General features: G+C 62.4%; 15 protein-coding genes. 5 read left to right on the top strand and 10 right to left on the bottom strand.

Translation table 11 applies throughout. The features are described 5' to 3' along the window. A partial coding sequence (locus JF616_05730) for a hypothetical protein (GenBank protein MBW8887244.1) occupies positions 1–904 on the top strand: 904 nt, incomplete at its 5' end. A gap of 72 nt (positions 905–976) precedes the next feature. Here JF616_05730 and JF616_05725 read toward each other — a convergent pair. The 6 genes from JF616_05725 to sfsA form a co-directional block, all read right to left on the bottom strand. After that, positions 977–1,432, bottom strand: coding sequence for a peroxiredoxin (locus tag JF616_05725; GenBank protein MBW8887243.1), 456 nt, complete (start codon positions 1,430–1,432; stop codon positions 977–979). A gap of 97 nt (positions 1,433–1,529) precedes the next feature. Then, complete coding sequence (locus JF616_05720; GenBank protein ID MBW8887242.1) at positions 1,530–2,897, bottom strand: peptidoglycan DD-metalloendopeptidase family protein; 1,368 nt, start codon at positions 2,895–2,897, stop codon at positions 1,530–1,532. Positions 2,898–3,225: 328 nt separating this feature from the next. Then, on the bottom strand, positions 3,226–3,600 hold the full coding sequence (locus JF616_05715; GenBank protein ID MBW8887241.1) for a hypothetical protein: 375 nt from the start codon (positions 3,598–3,600) through the stop codon (positions 3,226–3,228). Positions 3,601–3,670: 70 nt separating this feature from the next. Continuing rightward, the gene (locus JF616_05710) at positions 3,671–5,203 is read right to left on the bottom strand and encodes a diguanylate cyclase (protein ID MBW8887240.1); all 1,533 of its coding nucleotides are present in this window, start codon (positions 5,201–5,203) and stop codon (positions 3,671–3,673) included. A 22-nt stretch (positions 5,204–5,225) separates the two neighbouring features. Next, positions 5,226–5,600, bottom strand: a complete 375-nt coding sequence (locus JF616_05705; protein ID MBW8887239.1) for an Hpt domain-containing protein — start codon at positions 5,598–5,600, stop codon at positions 5,226–5,228. A gap of 254 nt (positions 5,601–5,854) precedes the next feature. Beyond that, entirely contained in the window at positions 5,855–6,559 is a 705-nt protein-coding gene (gene sfsA / locus JF616_05700; protein ID MBW8887238.1) for a DNA/RNA nuclease SfsA, read from the bottom strand. A 131-nt stretch (positions 6,560–6,690) separates the two neighbouring features. On the opposite strand from sfsA, the gene JF616_05695 reads away from it, so the two are divergent. Genes JF616_05695 through JF616_05680 form a run of 4 tightly spaced genes read left to right on the top strand, consistent with a single transcriptional unit; the run spans position 6,691 to position 11,468 of the window. Next, the gene (locus JF616_05695) at positions 6,691–7,359 is read left to right on the top strand and encodes an HAD family phosphatase (protein MBW8887237.1); all 669 of its coding nucleotides are present in this window, start codon (positions 6,691–6,693) and stop codon (positions 7,357–7,359) included. Between the two features lie 11 nt (positions 7,360–7,370). Then, entirely contained in the window at positions 7,371–9,095 is a 1,725-nt protein-coding gene (locus JF616_05690) for a 1-acyl-sn-glycerol-3-phosphate acyltransferase (protein MBW8887236.1), read from the top strand. Further along, positions 9,092–10,138 carry an NAD(P)H-dependent glycerol-3-phosphate dehydrogenase gene (locus JF616_05685; protein ID MBW8887235.1) on the top strand — a complete coding sequence of 349 codons (1,047 nt, stop codon included), beginning with the start codon at positions 9,092–9,094 and terminating at the stop codon, positions 10,136–10,138. Before JF616_05690 ends, JF616_05685 begins: the two co-directional genes overlap by 4 nt. 10 nt (positions 10,139–10,148) lie before the next feature. Continuing rightward, positions 10,149–11,468: a glycosyltransferase gene (locus JF616_05680; protein ID MBW8887234.1), complete on the top strand. Its 1,320-nt coding sequence runs from the start codon at positions 10,149–10,151 to the stop codon at positions 11,466–11,468. 53 nt (positions 11,469–11,521) lie between these two features. Here the strand turns inward: JF616_05680 and JF616_05675 are convergent, their stop codons facing one another. The 4 genes from JF616_05675 to JF616_05660 form a co-directional block, all read right to left on the bottom strand. Next, a complete protein-coding gene (locus JF616_05675) occupies positions 11,522–12,010 on the bottom strand; it encodes a YbhB/YbcL family Raf kinase inhibitor-like protein (protein MBW8887233.1) in 489 nt (162 codons plus the stop codon). A 351-nt stretch (positions 12,011–12,361) separates the two neighbouring features. Continuing rightward, positions 12,362–13,867, bottom strand: a complete 1,506-nt coding sequence (locus tag JF616_05670; protein MBW8887232.1) for a DUF4139 domain-containing protein — start codon at positions 13,865–13,867, stop codon at positions 12,362–12,364. Further along, positions 13,861–15,408, bottom strand: coding sequence for a DUF4139 domain-containing protein (locus JF616_05665; protein MBW8887231.1), 1,548 nt, complete (start codon positions 15,406–15,408; stop codon positions 13,861–13,863). The genes JF616_05670 and JF616_05665 overlap by 7 nt, the downstream gene beginning before the upstream one ends. Next, positions 15,401–16,594, bottom strand: a complete 1,194-nt coding sequence (locus tag JF616_05660; GenBank protein ID MBW8887230.1) for a hypothetical protein — start codon at positions 16,592–16,594, stop codon at positions 15,401–15,403. The genes JF616_05665 and JF616_05660 overlap by 8 nt, the downstream gene beginning before the upstream one ends. Between the last annotated feature and the right edge of the window lie 132 nt (positions 16,595–16,726).

The raw sequence follows: 16,726 nt of genomic DNA, 5'->3' as shown, positions 1-16,726 counted from the left end.
ATACATGTTCCGGACCTATTCCTACCCCACGATTATCTATACGGGCGGATTGGTCGCATTGAATTCCGCGGGAGTACAGCTGGACGGCGTGGATCTGAATACGAAAATCGCCGGATTGAAAAATGATTTGATGACCACCGTTAAAACCGATCAGGCCCCCAGCGGAGCCTTGAGCCTGACCGATATCGTTTCCTATTCCATCAAGAACGTGTTCACCATCGGTGGCGGGTATCAATTCGATAATTTCTACGACGCGACGGCCCTTGCCCGGGGAAACTTCAATCCCTCGGGAGTCTCCAATTATTCCGTCCTTAGCGATGGAAGGGTTATAAATAACGGCGGTACGGTTTCGGCCGCGGATTCCGCCCTGATCGTCAAATCCGGGCACTACACCTTCGTCGGGCAAAAAGCCATGGGAAGGGCCTCGTTGGATTTGGGGAACCTGATTACGGATATCATTCCCAATTCTTTCCTGACCGATAAGCAATTCCGCGTTTACGCCGAAGTCATCGCCATGGGATTAAAGAACTATCCCGGGAATTACGAAAACCTCAAAGACCGCATCGCCTACATGTATGGCCTGAACATTCCGACGGGAAGATTATTGGATTTGCTTTCCGTAGAAACCGAATTTTGCCGGAACCCCCTACCGGATAATTCCTATGAAGCACTACAGGAACTCGCGCCCGTTCCCAAAACCGATGCGGGAATCAATGGCGCCTCGGATAATCTGAAATGGACCATCTACGCCCAGAAAAAAATCATCAACGGTTTCTCCATTACCGCCCAAGCGGCCCGGGATCATATGCGTCTCGTGGATTTCTTCGGCCACTATTACGACCAAACCATCATGCAGCATCCCAAGAATTGGTACTGGGCCGTGCAGCTTGGTTTCGCGATTTAATTAAACCCGTAACGCCGGGCGCAAAAAAAAGGGAGCAGGTCTTGACCTGCTCCCTTTCCGTTTTGGCCCGATTTATTTCAAGGCCGCCAGGACCTCATCTACGTGCCCGGCCCGTCCGTAGAGGGACTTCTCCTGCCAGACCCCGTAGGCTTCGATGGCCTTACGGTCGGGATCGCTCAAGAGGGGGAAATTAAGTCCCTGCTTTTCCTTGAACTTCCGGTGGGATTCGGCCGAATCCGCGCTGACGCCGAGCACGACCGCTCCCGTCTTGGCGATGCGATTCAGGTTGTCGCGGAAGTCGCAGGCTTCGGTGGTGCATCCCGGGGTGGAGTCCTTGGGATAGAAATACAGCACCACCTGCTTGCCCTTGAAATCGGCCAAGGAAACGGTCTTGCCGTTCTCATCCGCGAGCTTGAATGCGGGAGCTTTATCACCGGGCTGAGGCCCGTGGGTGGCGCCGCTTAAGGCACCTTTCGCCGGTACGGCGCGCGCCGTGGCGGTCTTTTTGGGGGGCTTGGCGGCTGGCATTTATGATCCTCCTCGCGCAAATAGAGCCAATCGCGGCGAGGGTGGCAAGCGGAAAAGGGATGCGGGTTCCCGCCTGGGAACTACCGGGCGGAAAGGATCAAAAGGTTTTGACCGCGGGATTGGAGGGACGGGGGGCGGCGGCGAAGTTCCGGAAGGCGGGATTAGCCATGCGGGCCAGCAATACGTCCCGGTAAGCGGCGAAGGTTTGCCATTCGCCTTTGTCCACCCCGGCTTTCGCCTCCATCTTGAGGGTGGCGGGATTGATGTAACGTCCCTGGTACTCCACCCGGTAATCCAGATGAACCCCGGTGGCCAAGCCCGTGCGGCCCATGAACGCGATGACCTCTCCCTGGCGCACGCGCCGTCCCGCGCGCATGCCGGGGGCGAATCCGTTGAGGTGACCATAATAAGTGTTATAGACGCCGTTGTGCCGGATCTTCACGGTATTCCCGTAGCCGCTCACCCACTTGGAGTATTCGATCGTGCCGTCGCCGGCGGCGAAAATCTTGGTGTTGAGCGGGCCCGCGTAGTCGATGCCCCAGTGCGGGCGGGTTATGCCGAGCACGGGATGCAGGCGCGCGCTCGCGAAGGGCGAACTGACGCGCACGTAATTCAAGGGCGCCTTCATGAGCATTTTCTCGAGGCTGCGCCCGTCTTGGTCGTAATACGCGTCGCGATAGAGGATGCCGTAATATTCGTGGCCCCGGTTCACGTACTTCGCGGACAACACCTTGCCATAGCCGCGGAAGGAACCGTCCTCGCCGAATTTCTTCTCCACCAACAGGCTGAAAGCGTCGCCAACGCGCGGATCCTTGAAGAAGTCGATGTCCCAAGCGAAGATCTTCGTCACCTGCTGGATCAGCGCGCCGGTCTCCCCCAGGGAGACGAACGCATCATAAAGGTTATTGCTCAAGGCGCCATTCACGGCCACCGTATCGAGGTGCACCGGAATGTCGGAAACCGAGTAGTCCAAACGCGCTTCTGGGTCCGCAGCGTCCGGAGCATTTGCAGCGGAAGCAGGAGTGGCGGCGGAGGACGCAGCGTTGGATGCGGTCTGCGCGGCCAGGGGCAGGGCAGGCGCAGTGGCGGCAGCCATGGCAGGGGCCGTTTCGGGGCGACGCAGAACGTGCTGGCGGTTGGAATAGCGATCCTCGAGCAAGAAGGCGTCCAGTTGCGGTCCTTGGGGGCCGAGGCGGCGAATCAACCGATACGCCTGGCCGGCATACAGCTTGAAGCGGAAATTGCTCTTGATGCCGGCGCAGAGCAGTTGGGCTTCCCCCGCGGGCAGGGCCATACCGCGCACGATGGTATTAAAGCTTTCCCCCGCTTTGACGCGGCCGGACAAGGTATCGCAGGCGATCTTCGGGGCTTCCGGCGACGGGGCGATCGCGACGGAACGGTGGGATTCGTATTGGCAGGCGGTGCCCAAACAGAGGGCGGCTAAACCTAGGCCGGTTCTTATCAAGGAAGAATTACGGCTCCCTGCATGCCCAATCATTCGCGGATTCATATCAACCTCCGGGAGCCCCGCCCCCCGACGCAGCCCGCCTTCCTCTAAAAACGATGGTTCCCGATTATCCGCCCTGGCGAAAGTCTTACCAGGCCGGCGTCTTGGAGATTTTCGGGGCTTTGGACCCCGATATTTCCAATATACCCCATCTCCGGAAATTGCGCCAAAGGAATGGAAGGCGCGGGCGGGAGCCTGTGTCCCGGTTAATAGACGACCTGTCGGGGAAGTTGACGCGAAGGGAAGGCCCGCGCGTGCAGGTAGCTTGCGTGTTACGGGGACGGGATTAGGCCGGGCCGGACGGGGCGGATCGCGCCGAGGCCAGGCAAGACCGGGTCTCCGCGAAGGCGATCTCCAAATCGAACAGGAGGAGGGAGAGGACAGGATCCCTTTCGGGATTGCCGACGCAGGCCAGCTCGGCCTTCCAGGCCAGATCCCGCACCGCCAGCGCGCCGATGTTATCGGCCAGGCAACGCAAGATATGCGTCGCCATCCCGGCGCGGCGCCAATCCCGGCTTTTACCGCCGTCCCAGGCTTCCAGCAGGCGAGCCGGTCCCTCTTCCAGGAAGAGTTCGATCAATCCCGCCAGGAAGGCCTCTGACCGCTGGCGCTTGATGCGGGCGAGCACCTCGGCATCGATGCATTTGGGAGTCGTGCGCATGGATCCATTTTAGCGCCGGGAAGGCCGGGGCTGCAACCCTGGGGTATGGGACGGTTGCCGGGCGGAAAGCCTAGGCTTTGCGCAGGACGTTGCGGACGCGGGCCACCAGTTCCAAAGGCGAGAAGGGCGTCACCAGATAGTCCTCGGCGCCGAGTTGGAAGCCACGGGCCACCTCCTTCTCCTTACCCAAGGAGGTAAGCAGGAGGATGGGAAGCCGAGCGGGGCGTTCGGCGCGCAAGACCGAAATCAGAGGCGCGCCGGCGGGGCCGGCCAAGCCGGCGTCCAGGATGCACATGCCGAAGGACTCGGTGCGGATCGCCTCCAGGGCCGTTTGCGCATCGGTTACGTGTTTGATGCCGAAGCCCTCGCGGCTTAGGCGCGCCTTGATGATGCCCGAAATCATGTCGTCGGCCACTGCCAGCAGGATTGAGCGCGGCGCGAGCATCGGTTTATCCTTGGCGGTCAGCACGCAATTGCGTCCTTGGGCCTTGGCGAGGTAAAGGTAGCGATCGGCCTCGGCGACGGCTTCCTCGACCGACCAGGCGGGCGAGACGTCGGTGACTCCCGCCGAGAAGGTAACATGGAAGGTACGGCCCCCGGGAGCCTGGAATTCCTGGCCCGAGAGCGCCTCCAAGGCCTTACGGATCGCCATGCCGGCGCCTTCCAGGGCGGTGTTGGGGAACAGGGCGACGAACTCTTCCCCGCCCCAGCGCGCGAGCAAATCCGACTTGCGGAGGGCCCCGGTCAGCACGGACGACGCCCGCCGCAGGACTTCATCCCCGGCGGCGTGGCCGTAGGTATCGTTGATCAGCTTAAAGCGATCCAGATCCAGGATCGCCGCCGAAACGGCTTCGCCGCGCCGGCCGGCCAGGGAAAGGTTGCGGGCATAAGCCTCGCGGAAGGCGGCGCGGTTGGGAAGCCCGGTCAGATGGTCACGGCGCGACTCGCGCAGATTGCCTTCGGTGCGGTACAACCAGGCGGAGACGGCCGCGCAGATGGTCTCCACCTCGAAGGGTTTTTCGTAGTACGCATCCGCTCCCAGGGCGAAGCATTCCGTCTTGGGCTGGGCGCCCATCTTGGCCGAAAGCACGATGACCGGCACGTTGGCGGTGGCGGGACGTTCCTTGAGCCGCACCAGGAAATTACGGCCGTCCGTATCCGGGAGGATCAAATCCAATAGGATCAGGGAAACGCGCTTTTCTTCCAGCACAGCTTCGGCTTCCTTGGCCGTAGCCGCCACATGGACTTCCCGGTTGGAGGCGTCCAGCACGGTACGCAGCAGATCGGTGATGCACGGATCATCGTCGATGAGGAGGATGCCTGCCTTGTCCTCCGCGTCGGAGGCCGAGCAGACGCCGAGAATCGTTTCCAGCAGCTTTTCCAGCGCATCGACGAAGACCTCGGGAGAAGCGTCCTCGAGGGCGGCGGCGGATTCGGTGATTTCCGGGAAACCGTAGGTGGCGCCCGAGCCCCGCAAGGTGTGGGCGATGCGGCGGACCGAGGCCATGGAATCGCCATCGGAGTCCAGTTCGCGGCGGGCGGATTTAAGCGCCTCGACGCGCGTGGCTAGTCCGGCCCGGTACCACTTCTTGAGATCTTCCATGGCGGGTGGGGCCGGCCGGGGATCAACCCTGGCGGCGCCCCGAAGCGGTCTTTTCCTTTTGCAACCAGGCGTTCACGTGCACCAGCATGTCGTCGAGCTGGCATAACAGGGGCAATACCACGTCCTTGGCGCCGGCCGCGGCCAGCTTGTTGATGCGCCCGGCCATCTCGCCCACCTCGTTGGCGCCTACGTTCCAAGCGGAAGTGGCGATGGATTCCACCGCGCGGCCTAGGGCGCCCAGGTCGCCCGCGCGCCCGCGATCGCAGGCGTCGTCCATGCGCTGGGGTACCTTCTCGAGGAATTGGTCGATGACCTTCCCCATCAAGGCCACGCCCCCGACGCGCTCCAAACGCTCCAGGGCCTTCCGATCATAAGGGATTTCCGCTTTCGCCAACATATCCGACTCCGTTCGCGCGCGCCGCCAAGGATGGCTAATGCGATCTTACCACGCGGTTTTCCCGATTGACCAGAGATTAGCCCGACTAATGGGGATATTCCGTCCCCACTATTGGGAGCCGCGCGACGCATAGACGTCCCCGGCTGGCATGGCGGTAACTTTCGAGGTATTTGGGTCGGTCCGTTAATCGTCAATTCGCCGAATGTGGCTGGAGCGCTAAGTTGCCGGTAGCTTTCTCCGGATTTACCGAGGCGCTATAGCTCGAGACGAAGCCGATCGGCGCTCAAAGTGATGGCCTCGGGACGGACATCGGCGAGATGGGCGTAGACCTCCAAGCCGGCGGCATGGGCTTGGCGCAAGACCTCGGCATATACGGGATCGATTTCCCCGGCGGCCCGGAAGCCCTTAAGGCCATCCCCGCGTTGCACCACGAATAAAAGCACGGCGCGATGCCCGGCGGCCCGCGCGGCGAGCAACTCGCGGACATGCCGCGCGCCTCGGAGGGTAACGGCATCGGGGAAGGCGCTGAAGCCGTCTTCCGTCACGAGCGTGACGCTCTTGACTTCCACATAGCATTCGCCCATCCCGCCCGAGAGGAGGAAGTCGAATCGGGTTCCTTCGCCCCAAGCCGCTTCCCGGCGCACCGCCGTATAGCCTGCCAGATCGGAAACCAACCCCGCGCGGATGCCCTCGGCGGCGATGGCATTGGCCAAGGCCGGATTCACCCCGATCCAGCAACTGCCGTTGTGGACCATCTCCAAGGTATGCCGCAACTTGCGGCCGGGATTCCCGCTATCGCTGACCAGGGCGCGCCATCCGGGACCGGCGCAGCCCCGCATACTGCCCGGATTGGGGCAATGAACCACGGCTTCTTCCCCGGAATCGAAACGCACGTCCGCCAGGAAGCGCTTGTAACGCCGCAGTAACGTGCACGGGATCAGCGCGGAAGGGAATCGCATCGGGGCCGGAAAGATAGATCGCTCCCGCCGAGAAGATAACGCCCGTTCACCTTCCCGGCCCGCGGCGCGTCCAAACAGCGGGCTTGGCGAAGATTGGAGGATATGCTGCATTTTAATAGGATTAACGATCCATGCTGGGCGCCATTTTCGATTGGGACGGTGTGGTCATCGACTCCTCGCGCCACCATGAGGAAAGCTGGAACCGCTTGGCGCGCGAAGAAGGCCGCGAACTTCCTGCAGGCCACTTCCTCAAAGGCTTCGGGATGAAGAACGAAGCCATCATCCCGGGCATCCTCGGCTGGACCCATGACGAAGCGGAAATCCGGCGCCTGTCCCTGCGCAAAGAGGTGCTCTACCGCGAGATCATCAGGGAATGGGGGATCGAACCCCTGCCCGGAGTGAGGCCTTTCCTGGACGGCTTGGCCGCAGCCGGGATTCCGCGCGTGATAGGATCTTCCACGCATCGCCTGAACATCACCGCTTCCTTGGAGATCCTGGGCATGGCGGGCTATTTCACCCGCCAGGAACCTTGCGACTTGATCGTGTCGGCGGAAGACGTCCGGCGCGGCAAACCGGATCCCGAGGTTTTCCTTCTGGCCGCCGCCCGTATCGGCGTTCCTCCGGCGCGCTGCCTGGTCTTCGAGGATGCGCCCATGGGAATCGAGGCCGCCTTGGCCGGAGGCATGCGGGCCATCGGGGTCGCCTCCACCCATGGCGCGGGCGTGCTGTCCAAAGCCCATCGCGTCGTCCGCCGCCTGGACGAACTCTCGGCCACCGGCTTGGAACCCCTTTTCCGGTAAGGCTGGCGAGCATGAGCGAACCCGGAGTCCTTGTCCCGAACCTGCCCGGCGCCGCGCCGCCCGGCGCTTCGCAATCCCCCAGGGCCGGCATGCCCTCGGACGTAGGGCTGCGCCTTACCCGCGAACAGCTCGAATACGTCCGCAGCGAAGTCATAAGGCGGACGGTAGAGGACCATAAAGAGTTGTGCCGTATCTCCAAGGATCTGAACCTGGAAATCCTCATCAACGATGCCGTCTACCAGGAGCAAGAGCGCTTACGCTCCGGTAAGTGGGGCAAGGACGACAAGCGCCAAGCCCGCTTCTGGGGCAACGTAGCGTCCCAATTCCATCGCGTGGACGATGCCGGGCGGGAAAAGATCCTCGAGTCCATCGCCGCCATGTACGTGGACGAGATCATGGGGTACTTCAACCCCGTGCTCCACAAATTCGCGGCCAAGGTGCTCCCCTGGGGCCTTAAGGCCCTCCTGTCCCGTTTCTCCCCGGCCTCCTTCCTCGGGTACGTGGGGAAAAGGCTCAGCCTCGAGGAGAACTTGGTCATCAGCGGGCCCATCGATCATATCCGCGCATTGTCGGATAAGGCCACCCTGATCATGACCCCCACCCACGTAAGCAACTTGGACAGCGTGTTGATCGGCCTGGGGTTGTACCAGAAACGGCTGCCGCCGTTTACCTATGGGGCCGGCCTCAATTTATTCGGCAACCCGCTCGTATCCTTTTTCCTGAACAACCTGGGCGCCTACAAGGTGGATCGGCGCAAGAAGAACGGCGTGTACAAGACGGCCCTCAAGCATTACGCCACCCTTTCCATGGAACTGGGCCAGCATAACCTGTTCTTTCCCGGGGGCACGCGCAGCCGCAGCGGCGAAGTGGAACGCAAGTTGAAGTTGGGTCTGCTGGGATGCGGAGTGAACGTCTACATCTCCAACCTCCAGGAGCAGAAGCCGAACCCGGACCTTTTCGTCGTACCCTGCGCCCTTTCCAGCGCCTTGGTGATGGAAGCCCGTTCGCTCATCGAAGAGCATTTGCAGGAAACGGGAAAGAGCCGCTATATCCGCATCCGCAGCGATTACAGCCGCCCCATGCGCGTGCTGCGCTTCTGGCGCGATCTGCAACATCTGGATTCCCGCATCCACATGCAATTCGGCGAGCCGCTGGATTTGTTCGGGAACCGCGTGGACCTGGACGGGGTGAGCCGGGACGCCCATGGGCGCCCGGTCGATCGCCGCAAGTACGTCGAAGTGGACGGCAAGCCCGAGCATGATCCGCAACGGGATCAGGAATACACCCGCGAGTTGGGACGCGCCATCCTGGATTCCTTCCGGCGCAACAACGTGGCCATGAGCACCCATGCGGCCGCCTTCGCGGCCTTCGCGGCCATGCGCCACCGGCATCCGCAATACGATCTCTACCGCGCCCTGCGCACGTCCGGGCCCGAACATGCGGTGCCCCGCGCCGAATTGCTGGTGGACCTGGGAGTCTTGCTGGAACGCTTGCGCCGGCTCCGCGATCAGGGCGGCATCGCGCTGGCCCCGGATCTGGACCAGGCCGGGCCCGCCGATGTGCTGGCGAAGGCCCTGGAGCATTTCGCCTCCTTCCACGAAGGGGACGCGCTCAAGGAAGGGACAATGGGGATCCACACGGGCAATATGAAGCTGTTGTACTATTACCGCAATCGCCTGGCCCATTACGGCCTGGAGGAGGCCCTGGAAGGGCCGCGCGGGAAGGAGCAGGCATGAGCGCCCCGGAAACCGTAGGGATCGTAGGCGGGGGCAGCTTCGGTAGCGCCCTGGCGGACATGATCGGGACCAAGGGACATCCCGTTCTGCATTGGCACCGCACCGCCGAGGGGGCGGAGCGTTTCAACGCCACCCGCGAGAACGCCAAATACCTGCCCGGGATGAAATTGAGCGTCAACGTCACCGCTACCGCGGATATCGCGGAAGTGGCCCATGCCGCCCGGCTGATCATCGTTTCGGTGCCCAGCATGCATTTCCGATCGGTGGCGCGCCGCTTGGGCGATTACGTGGACGGAAGCCAAATCCTGGTATCGACCACCAAAGGCATCGAAGCCGATTCCTTCAAGCTGATGACCGAGGTGCTTCGCGAGGAAACCTGCTGCCTCAAAATCGGAGCCTTGAGCGGGCCTAATCTGGCCAAGGAGATCGCGGCCAAGATGCCCAGCGGCACCGTGATCGCGAGCCGTTACGAAGAGGTGGTCCGCAAAACGCAGGAAGTGCTTTCGGGCCCGTATTTCCGGGTCTACAGCAACAATGACGTGTACGGCGTCGAGCTGGGGGGCGTTCTCAAGAACGCCTATGCCATCGCCACCGGCCTGGTGGCGTCCCTCAAGATGGGCGACAACACCATCGGCATGCTGATCACCCGCGCCTTGGCCGAGATGAGCCGCTTCGCGGACAAGATGGGTTCGAATCCCCTGACCTTCCTGGGGCTCGCGGGCGTGGGCGATCTGGTTACCACCTGCACTTCTCCGCTGTCCCGCAATTACCGCGTGGGCATGATGCTCGGGCAGGGCAAGACCCTGGAAGAGGCCGTCGCGGAAATCGGCGAAGTGGCCGAGGGGGTCAACACCGTACGCATCGTGCGGGAGAAGGCGGCCCAGCTCGGCATCCGCATGCACATCCTGGAAGGCCTGCACGCGCTCCTCTTCGAAGGCATCGGTCTGCCCGCCGTGCTTAAGCAACTGATGAACGTTCCGCAAATGGAAGACGTCGAATTCGCGTATCGGGCGGAGCGTGGCGCCCCGACGGTACCCACCTGAAAGGAAGTTTATGGCATCCCGTTCCTTGCTGATCTTAAGCGTATCGGCCGGGGCCGGGCACGTACGCGCCGCCGAGGCCATCCGCGCCCGGGCCGCCGAAGCCTATCCCGACGTGCAAGCCACCCACATCGATTTGATGGAATGGGTCCCCTCGGTCTTCCGCAAGGTCTACGCCGAATCCTTCCTTTACGTGGTGGAGAAGCATCCCGAAATCTGGGGCTATCTCTACGGCCGCAGCGATAAGCCGCCGCGGGAGTATTCCAAGACCGAGGCCCTGCGCAAGGCCTTGGAGCGTTTGAATACCGTGCGCTTCATGAAGTTGCTGAAGGACTTGAACCCCGATCACGTCGTTTGCACGCATTTCCTGCCGGCCCAATTGCTCTCCCGGAAAATCCGCAAGGGCGTATTCAAACTTCCCGTATGGGTGGCGGTAACCGATTTCGACGTGCACCGCCTCTGGATCCACGAACATATGGCGGGATACTTCGCGGCCTCGGAAGAGGTAGCCTACCGCATGGCGGACAAAGGCGTCGATCCGGGTATCATCCAAGTTACGGGGATCCCCATCATGCCGGCCTTCGCGGACCCGGCCTCCGGGGCCTCTATCGGCGGAGCGGTCCCGTCCTCAAGGACCACCCTGTCTGCAAGGACGGCCCCATCCTCTGGGATGGCCCCCCTCGACAAAGCCGAATGCGCCCGTTCGCTGGGACTTGATCCTTCCCGGCCGGTGCTGGCCTTGATGGCCGGAGGCGCGGGGGTGGGAGCGGGTACGGGCGGCGGCGGGCTGGAAGCCACCGCTGCGCGCCTTTTGGCCTTGCCCGGCGACTTCCAATTGGTGGCCCTGGCGGGACGTAACGAAAAGCTGCTGTCCGATCTCAAGGTTCTGGCGCAGGCCCATCCCGGCCGCTTCTTCCCGATGGGATTCACGCGGACCATCGAAAGGCTGATGAAGGCGGCCGATATCGCCATCACCAAACCCGGCGGCCTCACCGCCTCGGAATGCCTGGCGATGGGACTACCAATGATCCTGGTCAACCCGATTCCGGGGCAGGAAGAGCGCAATGCCGATTACCTGCTCGAGAACGGGGCCGCCTTGAAGGCCTACGACGGGGCCGGCCTGGAGTATCGCGTGCGGGCCCTGCTTTCCGATCCGGCCCGCCTGGCGGCCTTGGGGGCCAAGGCCCGCGCCTTGGGCAAACCCGGGGCGGCGGCAGCCATCCTTGATCGCGTGCTGGGGGCCCCGAACGGATTTACGACGGCCGATGCGCGGCCGCTTCCGGTCGAAAAACCATGGCGACCGGCGCCGGCGAAAACCGCTCAGAGGATGTGAAGGCCTGGGGGCGGAAGCCCAAGGCAGGTAGCGCCCGGGTTACCCCGGATCCGTCAGTTGCTGACCTTGCGCTCGATCCAATTATCGCTGGCCGCGCGGATCGGGTCCCGCCCGTACAATCCCACCAGATCGGCGCGATCGAGTATGTGCCCTTGCATGGCCTTGTCGAGCTGCGCCCTGTTGGCGCGCGAACCCAGATCCAGTTTCACGTCGAGGGCATATAGCCGGAACTGGTAGCGATGGACGCCCCAGCGCGGGCAGGGCCCGGCCCAGGCCGGCAACTCATAATCGGTATCGCCTTCCACGGAACCGTCGGGCACGCTGTTCTCGCTGATGACGCGGGTAGCCGCGTTCATGTTCCATACGGTCCAATGCACCCATTCCCCCGTAAGCGCATCCGGGTCTTGCACGATCAACACCAAGCTGAGGGCCTTCGGCGACACGCCTTTGATATGCAAAGGAGGGCTAATGTTCTCCCCGTCGCAAGTGTATTTATCCGGGATGTAACCGTTCTCGAGGAAGGCGGGGCTATATAGTTGCATGCCCCAGGATTTACCGAAGAGGGGATCCCCTGGGATATCGCCGTAACCCCAAAGGGCAGGTGCGGCAACGAGGCAAAGGCAAAAGGCGGACGTTTGCATGTCCCCTCCCGGCGTTCGTTATCCGGAGCGCGTATTCCCAGGATACTCCTTTTCCGGAGGGACAGCAAGCCAAGCCTTGGATGGATTCCGGGCGAAGGGCGAAACGGCGCATTCAGCGCCATTTCGCCCCGTCCCGAGGGCTTTGCGGAATGGACGACGACCGGGAACCCCCGTCTCCGTAGGGCTTCCGGGCGATCGGAACCCGGCGGGAAGCGGCCTAAAGGATGGCCACGACGATGGGCATCCGCTGTTTTACCAAGAGTACCGGATAGTATAAGTGACGACCTTCTCCTTGTCCGGCGCGATCTTCACGGGAAACCGGATGGTGCTCTGATCCACTTTCTCGTAGGGCGAATCGGACTTGAGGATGGACCATTCATTCCAGCGCCATGGGTGCTCGTAAATCATCACTTCGGCCGCTTCCTTCTTATGGTTGCGCACCTTGATCTGTACGGTCTCCTCCGCCCCGCGATTGAACGCCAGGTTCTTGAAATCGATCTGCGCCCGCTGCCCTACGACGTCGAAGGCGTTCCCCAGGTATAGCCGGACCTCTTCGTCCTTGGGGGTATGATCGAGAAGATCCTCGCCCACGAATTGCTCTTTGCCCTCGTCGTCTTTCTTGTAGACGCGGATCTTTCCTTTCGGGAGGGGAATGCCGAGGCCCGACTTCTCGTCGTTGCGGAAGCCCACGTAGACGCCCACCTTGGGGTTGGCCTGCTCGCCGAAAGTCTGCTGGCCCCGGTAGCCGGCATTGTTGAGCCAGTATCGCCAGGATTGATCCAACCCGTCGTAGATCAGCATCTTGCGCGCGGTGGCGTTCACCGCCGAAACCAATTCGATCTGCTTGGTCTCCGCGCCGCCGAGATCGGTGCGGCGTTGCAGGCTATAAACCTTGTACTCGAAGAAATCCTTCTGGTCGAACTGCGGCGCCTCCGCGGCCGCCGCTTTCATCATGGCCCGCGGCGCCGCGTAACCGTTGTTGGCCTGCGGCTCCACCTGATGAATGTCCCCGGCCACCAGTTTCAGTCCCGCATCGCGGAAGGCCGTACCCGATTGGTTCGATAAGGTGACCCAACCCGTGAGGTCGAGCTTGTCATCGCGTTGCGACAGCAGGGCAACGTAATCGCAGGTCCATGAAAGCCCTCCCGCCAGATAGCTTATCTCGGCCTTCTGCTCCCCTTCCCGGCCCGAATGGATCAGCCATTCCAACTGGGGTTTGAGGATAAGCCCCTCAGGCAAGGCCGGCAAAGACAAACGCCCGGCCGGGTCCAATTCGATCTTGCCGTTGATCTCGGCCACCATGCCCGGATGGGGCCGGCCGGTCCCGCCGGCATCGGGGTTGCCGGTCGCCAGGATCCGTCCGGCCACCGGCGTCTCGCGCCGGGTCGCGGGATCCTCGCGCATGAACTCCACCGTCTTGCCGAGGTACTTCTCCAGCAGCTTGGCCTGGCTGACCAGATCGTATTGGTAATTCTGCTCCAGCACCCGCACCGAGGCCGGATCGGTGAGGCTGGCGAAGTGCAAAGAGGTCGCGTCGATGGTGGCGGGGATGTCCGGCACTTGTACGCGGTTTTCCCCCTTGGCCAGGGAAATCGATCGCTCTTCGCGGATGAGGGCCTGGCCGCCGTTGTACACGGTGAGATCGACCGCCTTGCGTTCGCTGGCGAGGCGGGGGGCGAGCGCAGATTTGGCGGCGTTCGAATCCGCCGCCAAAGGGGCCACGGCCAGAAGCAGCGCGAGCGGAATGGGGTTCACCATTGGTACCGGATCGTATAGTTCACGATCGCCTCCTTTTCAGGTTCGATTTTCACGGGGAACCGGATGGTACTCTGATCCACCTTTTCGAACTTCACGTTCGTCTTGGGGATCTTCCATCCGCTCCACCGCCAGGGATGCTCGTAGATCATGACCTCTACGGCCTCCGATTTATGGTTACGTACCTTGATCCGGAAGGTTTCCTCTACTCCGCGATTGAGGGCCAATTTCACGAAGCCGATCTGGGCGCGTTCTCCCACCACATCGAAGGAGTTTCCCAGGTAGAGGCGCATCTCCTCGTCCTTGGGCGTGTGATCGATTTCATCCTCGCCTATGAATTGCTCTTTCCCGTCGTCGTCCCGTTTGTAGACGCGCACCTTGCCTTTGGGCAGCGGCATGCCCAACCCGGATTTCTCGTCATTGCGGAAAGCCAGGTAAATCCCGATCTTGGGATTGGATTGCTCGCCGAAATCCTGCTGGCCGCGGTAGCCGGGATTGAAAAGGCGATTGCGCCATTCGGGATCCGCCCCGTCATAGGCCAGTATCTTACTGACGGCCGCATTCCGCGCCGAGACGAGCTCGATTTGCTTGGTTTCCCGTCCTCCCAGATCAGTGCGGCGCTGCAGGGAATAGATCTTGTACTCGAAAAGATCCTTCTGCTGGAATTGCGGGGGCGCCGGCGCCGCCTTATCCTCGTCAACTTCGAGGGAGCCGATAAGATCGACGGCCGCATCCTCGACCCGGTGCACCTCGCCGGCGACCAGCTTAAGGCCGGCATCGCGGAAAGCGGTACCTGATTCATTGGACAAGGTGACCCAGCCGGTAAGATCGAGCTTAGAATCGCCTTTCGCAAGCAAGGCCACGTAATCGCAGGACCAGGATAATCCTCCCGCCAGATAGCTTATTTCGACTTTCTGATCGCCCGCTTTTTCCGAGCGAAGCAGCCATTCCAATCGGGGTTTGAGCGTCAATCCTTCGGGCAAGAGCGGTAAGGCCAAGCGTCCGGCGGGTTCCATTTCCAACTTGCCGTAGATCTCGGCTACCATTCCCGCATGGCGCGATCCATCGCCACCATCCGGGTTGCCGATGGCCAGGATGCGCCCGGGTACAGCGCTCTCCCGATGGGTGGCGGGATCCTCCCGCAGGAACTCCACGGTTTTACCCAGGTATTTCTCCAACAACTTGGCTTGGCTGATCAGATCGTATTGGTAATTCTGTTCCAGCACGCGAACCGAAACGGGATCGGTGAGGCTCGCGAAATGCAGGGAGGTCGCGTCGATGGTACCCGGGATATCCGGGATCAGCACCCGGTTGTCCCCCGTGGCCAGGTTGATTGCCCTCTCCTCGCGGACCAAGGCCTGGCCGTCGTTGTAAACCGTGAGGTCCACCGAGGCGCGCTCGCCGGCGATTCGCGCAGGCGTGATGTTCCCGTTCGCCCCGGGGGTCGCGGCGGCTGGGGGAGCGGCCGCAGCCTGGCCGGCCCAGGCCAGGACGGCCGCGAAGGCGGCACAAGGGATGAAGCTACGGGAAAGGACTCTAAACATGCCTTGCCCCCAATGGCACGCCATGGAATGCCAGCACGGGCATTTGCCTTTCCACGTCCAGAGGAAGCGCGTCCGGATCTTCGCCATAGCCGCAACTGATCACGGCATTTTTCCCGATGGGACGATGCAACTGCAAACGCACCGAATCGCGATGGAAGTAGACGGCCTTCTCCACGGGAATCACGCCTTCCGCATCGGCCACGCGAAAGGGCCGCGCGCCGGGAACCAGGGAATCGAGCCGGCTTGCCACGTGGGCGAAGCGCAGGCGCACGCCATCGGGACCATCGGCAACCGCCTCCGCCAGATCCGGGGCCCGCCAGGACGCCGCTTGCCCGTAGACGAAGCCCAGGGCGCAATCCGCCAAGCGCGCGCCCAAGGTCGCGTTCCCTTCCGAACCCAGATGGATGGTATCGTCGAGGGGAAGATCGAGCGCGGGGACCACGGCAATCCGGCCGTCGCGATGGGCCGCCTGCCGTTGGGCTTCACGCACTTCGGCCCACTCCTGATCCTCCTCTCCCGGCCGATCCGATCGGTAACGGCCGATCTGCACGGTCAGGATGGGCATATCCGGATTTCCCAACTCCCGGCGCCAGCCTTCCGCCGAAGCCAGGAAACGATCCAAGTAGTCGCCGGCCGTGCCCGGTGAGGCATCCGTCTCCCCTTGGTACCACAGCATGCCTTTGACCTTCCCTCCCGCCGCGCGCGTCATGGCGGCGAGATTGCGGAACAAGGGGCCGCGCCCGGGGTGCCAGGCTTCGAGGGGCGAGCCTCCCAAGGCCCCCGGCACCAGGCCGATCGGATAGCCGAGGCGGGATCGCAATTCGGTCGCGAAACGGAGGAAGGGGGAATGACCATTATTATAGGTCTCGCGCGAAGCGGGGAAACCCGTCCCGGTGGCATCGTGCAAAGGATGGGCGGCCAACTCCCAGGCGCCTTTGGACCGGAATACGTGGACGCCCAAGGTCGGCGCCTCGCTATAGGGTTTGCGTCCGTAACCGGAAGCATTGCTTTGGCCCGCGATCAGCCAAACATCCCCCACCCCGAGGAAATGCCGCATATCGCCCCGCAGCGCCCATTCGCCTAACTTGTTCCCCTTGGGATTGAAACGCGTTTCCAGGCGATACAATCCGCCCGCCGGCGCGCCTTCCAACGCTCCGCGCCAAACGCCATCGGGAAAGGTTTCCATGGGATGCCATCCCGGCGCTGCCGCCCATGGAAGCCTTCGGGGCCCAGCGTCCGGAGAGTTCGATGCGCGCCTTCCCCGCGGAATCCTGCTGCCAGATGCGCCAATCCTCGGCGCCCCCGTCCAGGAAGGCGC

The sequence above is a fragment of the Fibrobacterota bacterium genome (assembly GCA_019509785.1).
Lineage (GTDB): Bacteria > Fibrobacterota > Fibrobacteria > UBA11236 > UBA11236 > Chersky-265.
This window is presented reverse-complemented; position numbering and strand designations above follow the sequence as displayed.

Bases quoted from the DNA above. Each gene is read 5' to 3' on its own strand.
- JF616_05690 (MBW8887236.1), top strand. From the start codon at position 7,371: ATGAGCGAACCCGGAGTCCTTGTCCCGAACCTGCCCGGCGCCGCGCCG.
- JF616_05665 (MBW8887231.1), bottom strand. From the start codon at position 15,408: ATGTTTAGAGTCCTTTCCCGTAGCTTCATCCCTTGTGCCGCCTTCGCG.
- JF616_05685 (MBW8887235.1), top strand. From the start codon at position 9,092: ATGAGCGCCCCGGAAACCGTAGGGATCGTAGGCGGGGGCAGCTTCGGT.
- JF616_05660 (MBW8887230.1), bottom strand. From the start codon at position 16,594: ATGGAAACCTTTCCCGATGGCGTTTGGCGCGGAGCGTTGGAAGGCGCG.
- JF616_05725 (MBW8887243.1), bottom strand. From the start codon at position 1,432: ATGCCAGCCGCCAAGCCCCCCAAAAAGACCGCCACGGCGCGCGCCGTA.
- JF616_05715 (MBW8887241.1), bottom strand. From the start codon at position 3,600: ATGCGCACGACTCCCAAATGCATCGATGCCGAGGTGCTCGCCCGCATC.
- sfsA (MBW8887238.1), bottom strand. From the start codon at position 6,559: ATGCGATTCCCTTCCGCGCTGATCCCGTGCACGTTACTGCGGCGTTAC.
- JF616_05680 (MBW8887234.1), top strand. From the start codon at position 10,149: ATGGCATCCCGTTCCTTGCTGATCTTAAGCGTATCGGCCGGGGCCGGG.
- JF616_05670 (MBW8887232.1), bottom strand. From the start codon at position 13,867: ATGGTGAACCCCATTCCGCTCGCGCTGCTTCTGGCCGTGGCCCCTTTG.
- JF616_05710 (MBW8887240.1), bottom strand. From the start codon at position 5,203: ATGGAAGATCTCAAGAAGTGGTACCGGGCCGGACTAGCCACGCGCGTC.
- JF616_05695 (MBW8887237.1), top strand. From the start codon at position 6,691: ATGCTGGGCGCCATTTTCGATTGGGACGGTGTGGTCATCGACTCCTCG.
- JF616_05705 (MBW8887239.1), bottom strand. From the start codon at position 5,600: ATGTTGGCGAAAGCGGAAATCCCTTATGATCGGAAGGCCCTGGAGCGT.
- JF616_05675 (MBW8887233.1), bottom strand. From the start codon at position 12,010: ATGCAACTATATAGCCCCGCCTTCCTCGAGAACGGTTACATCCCGGAT.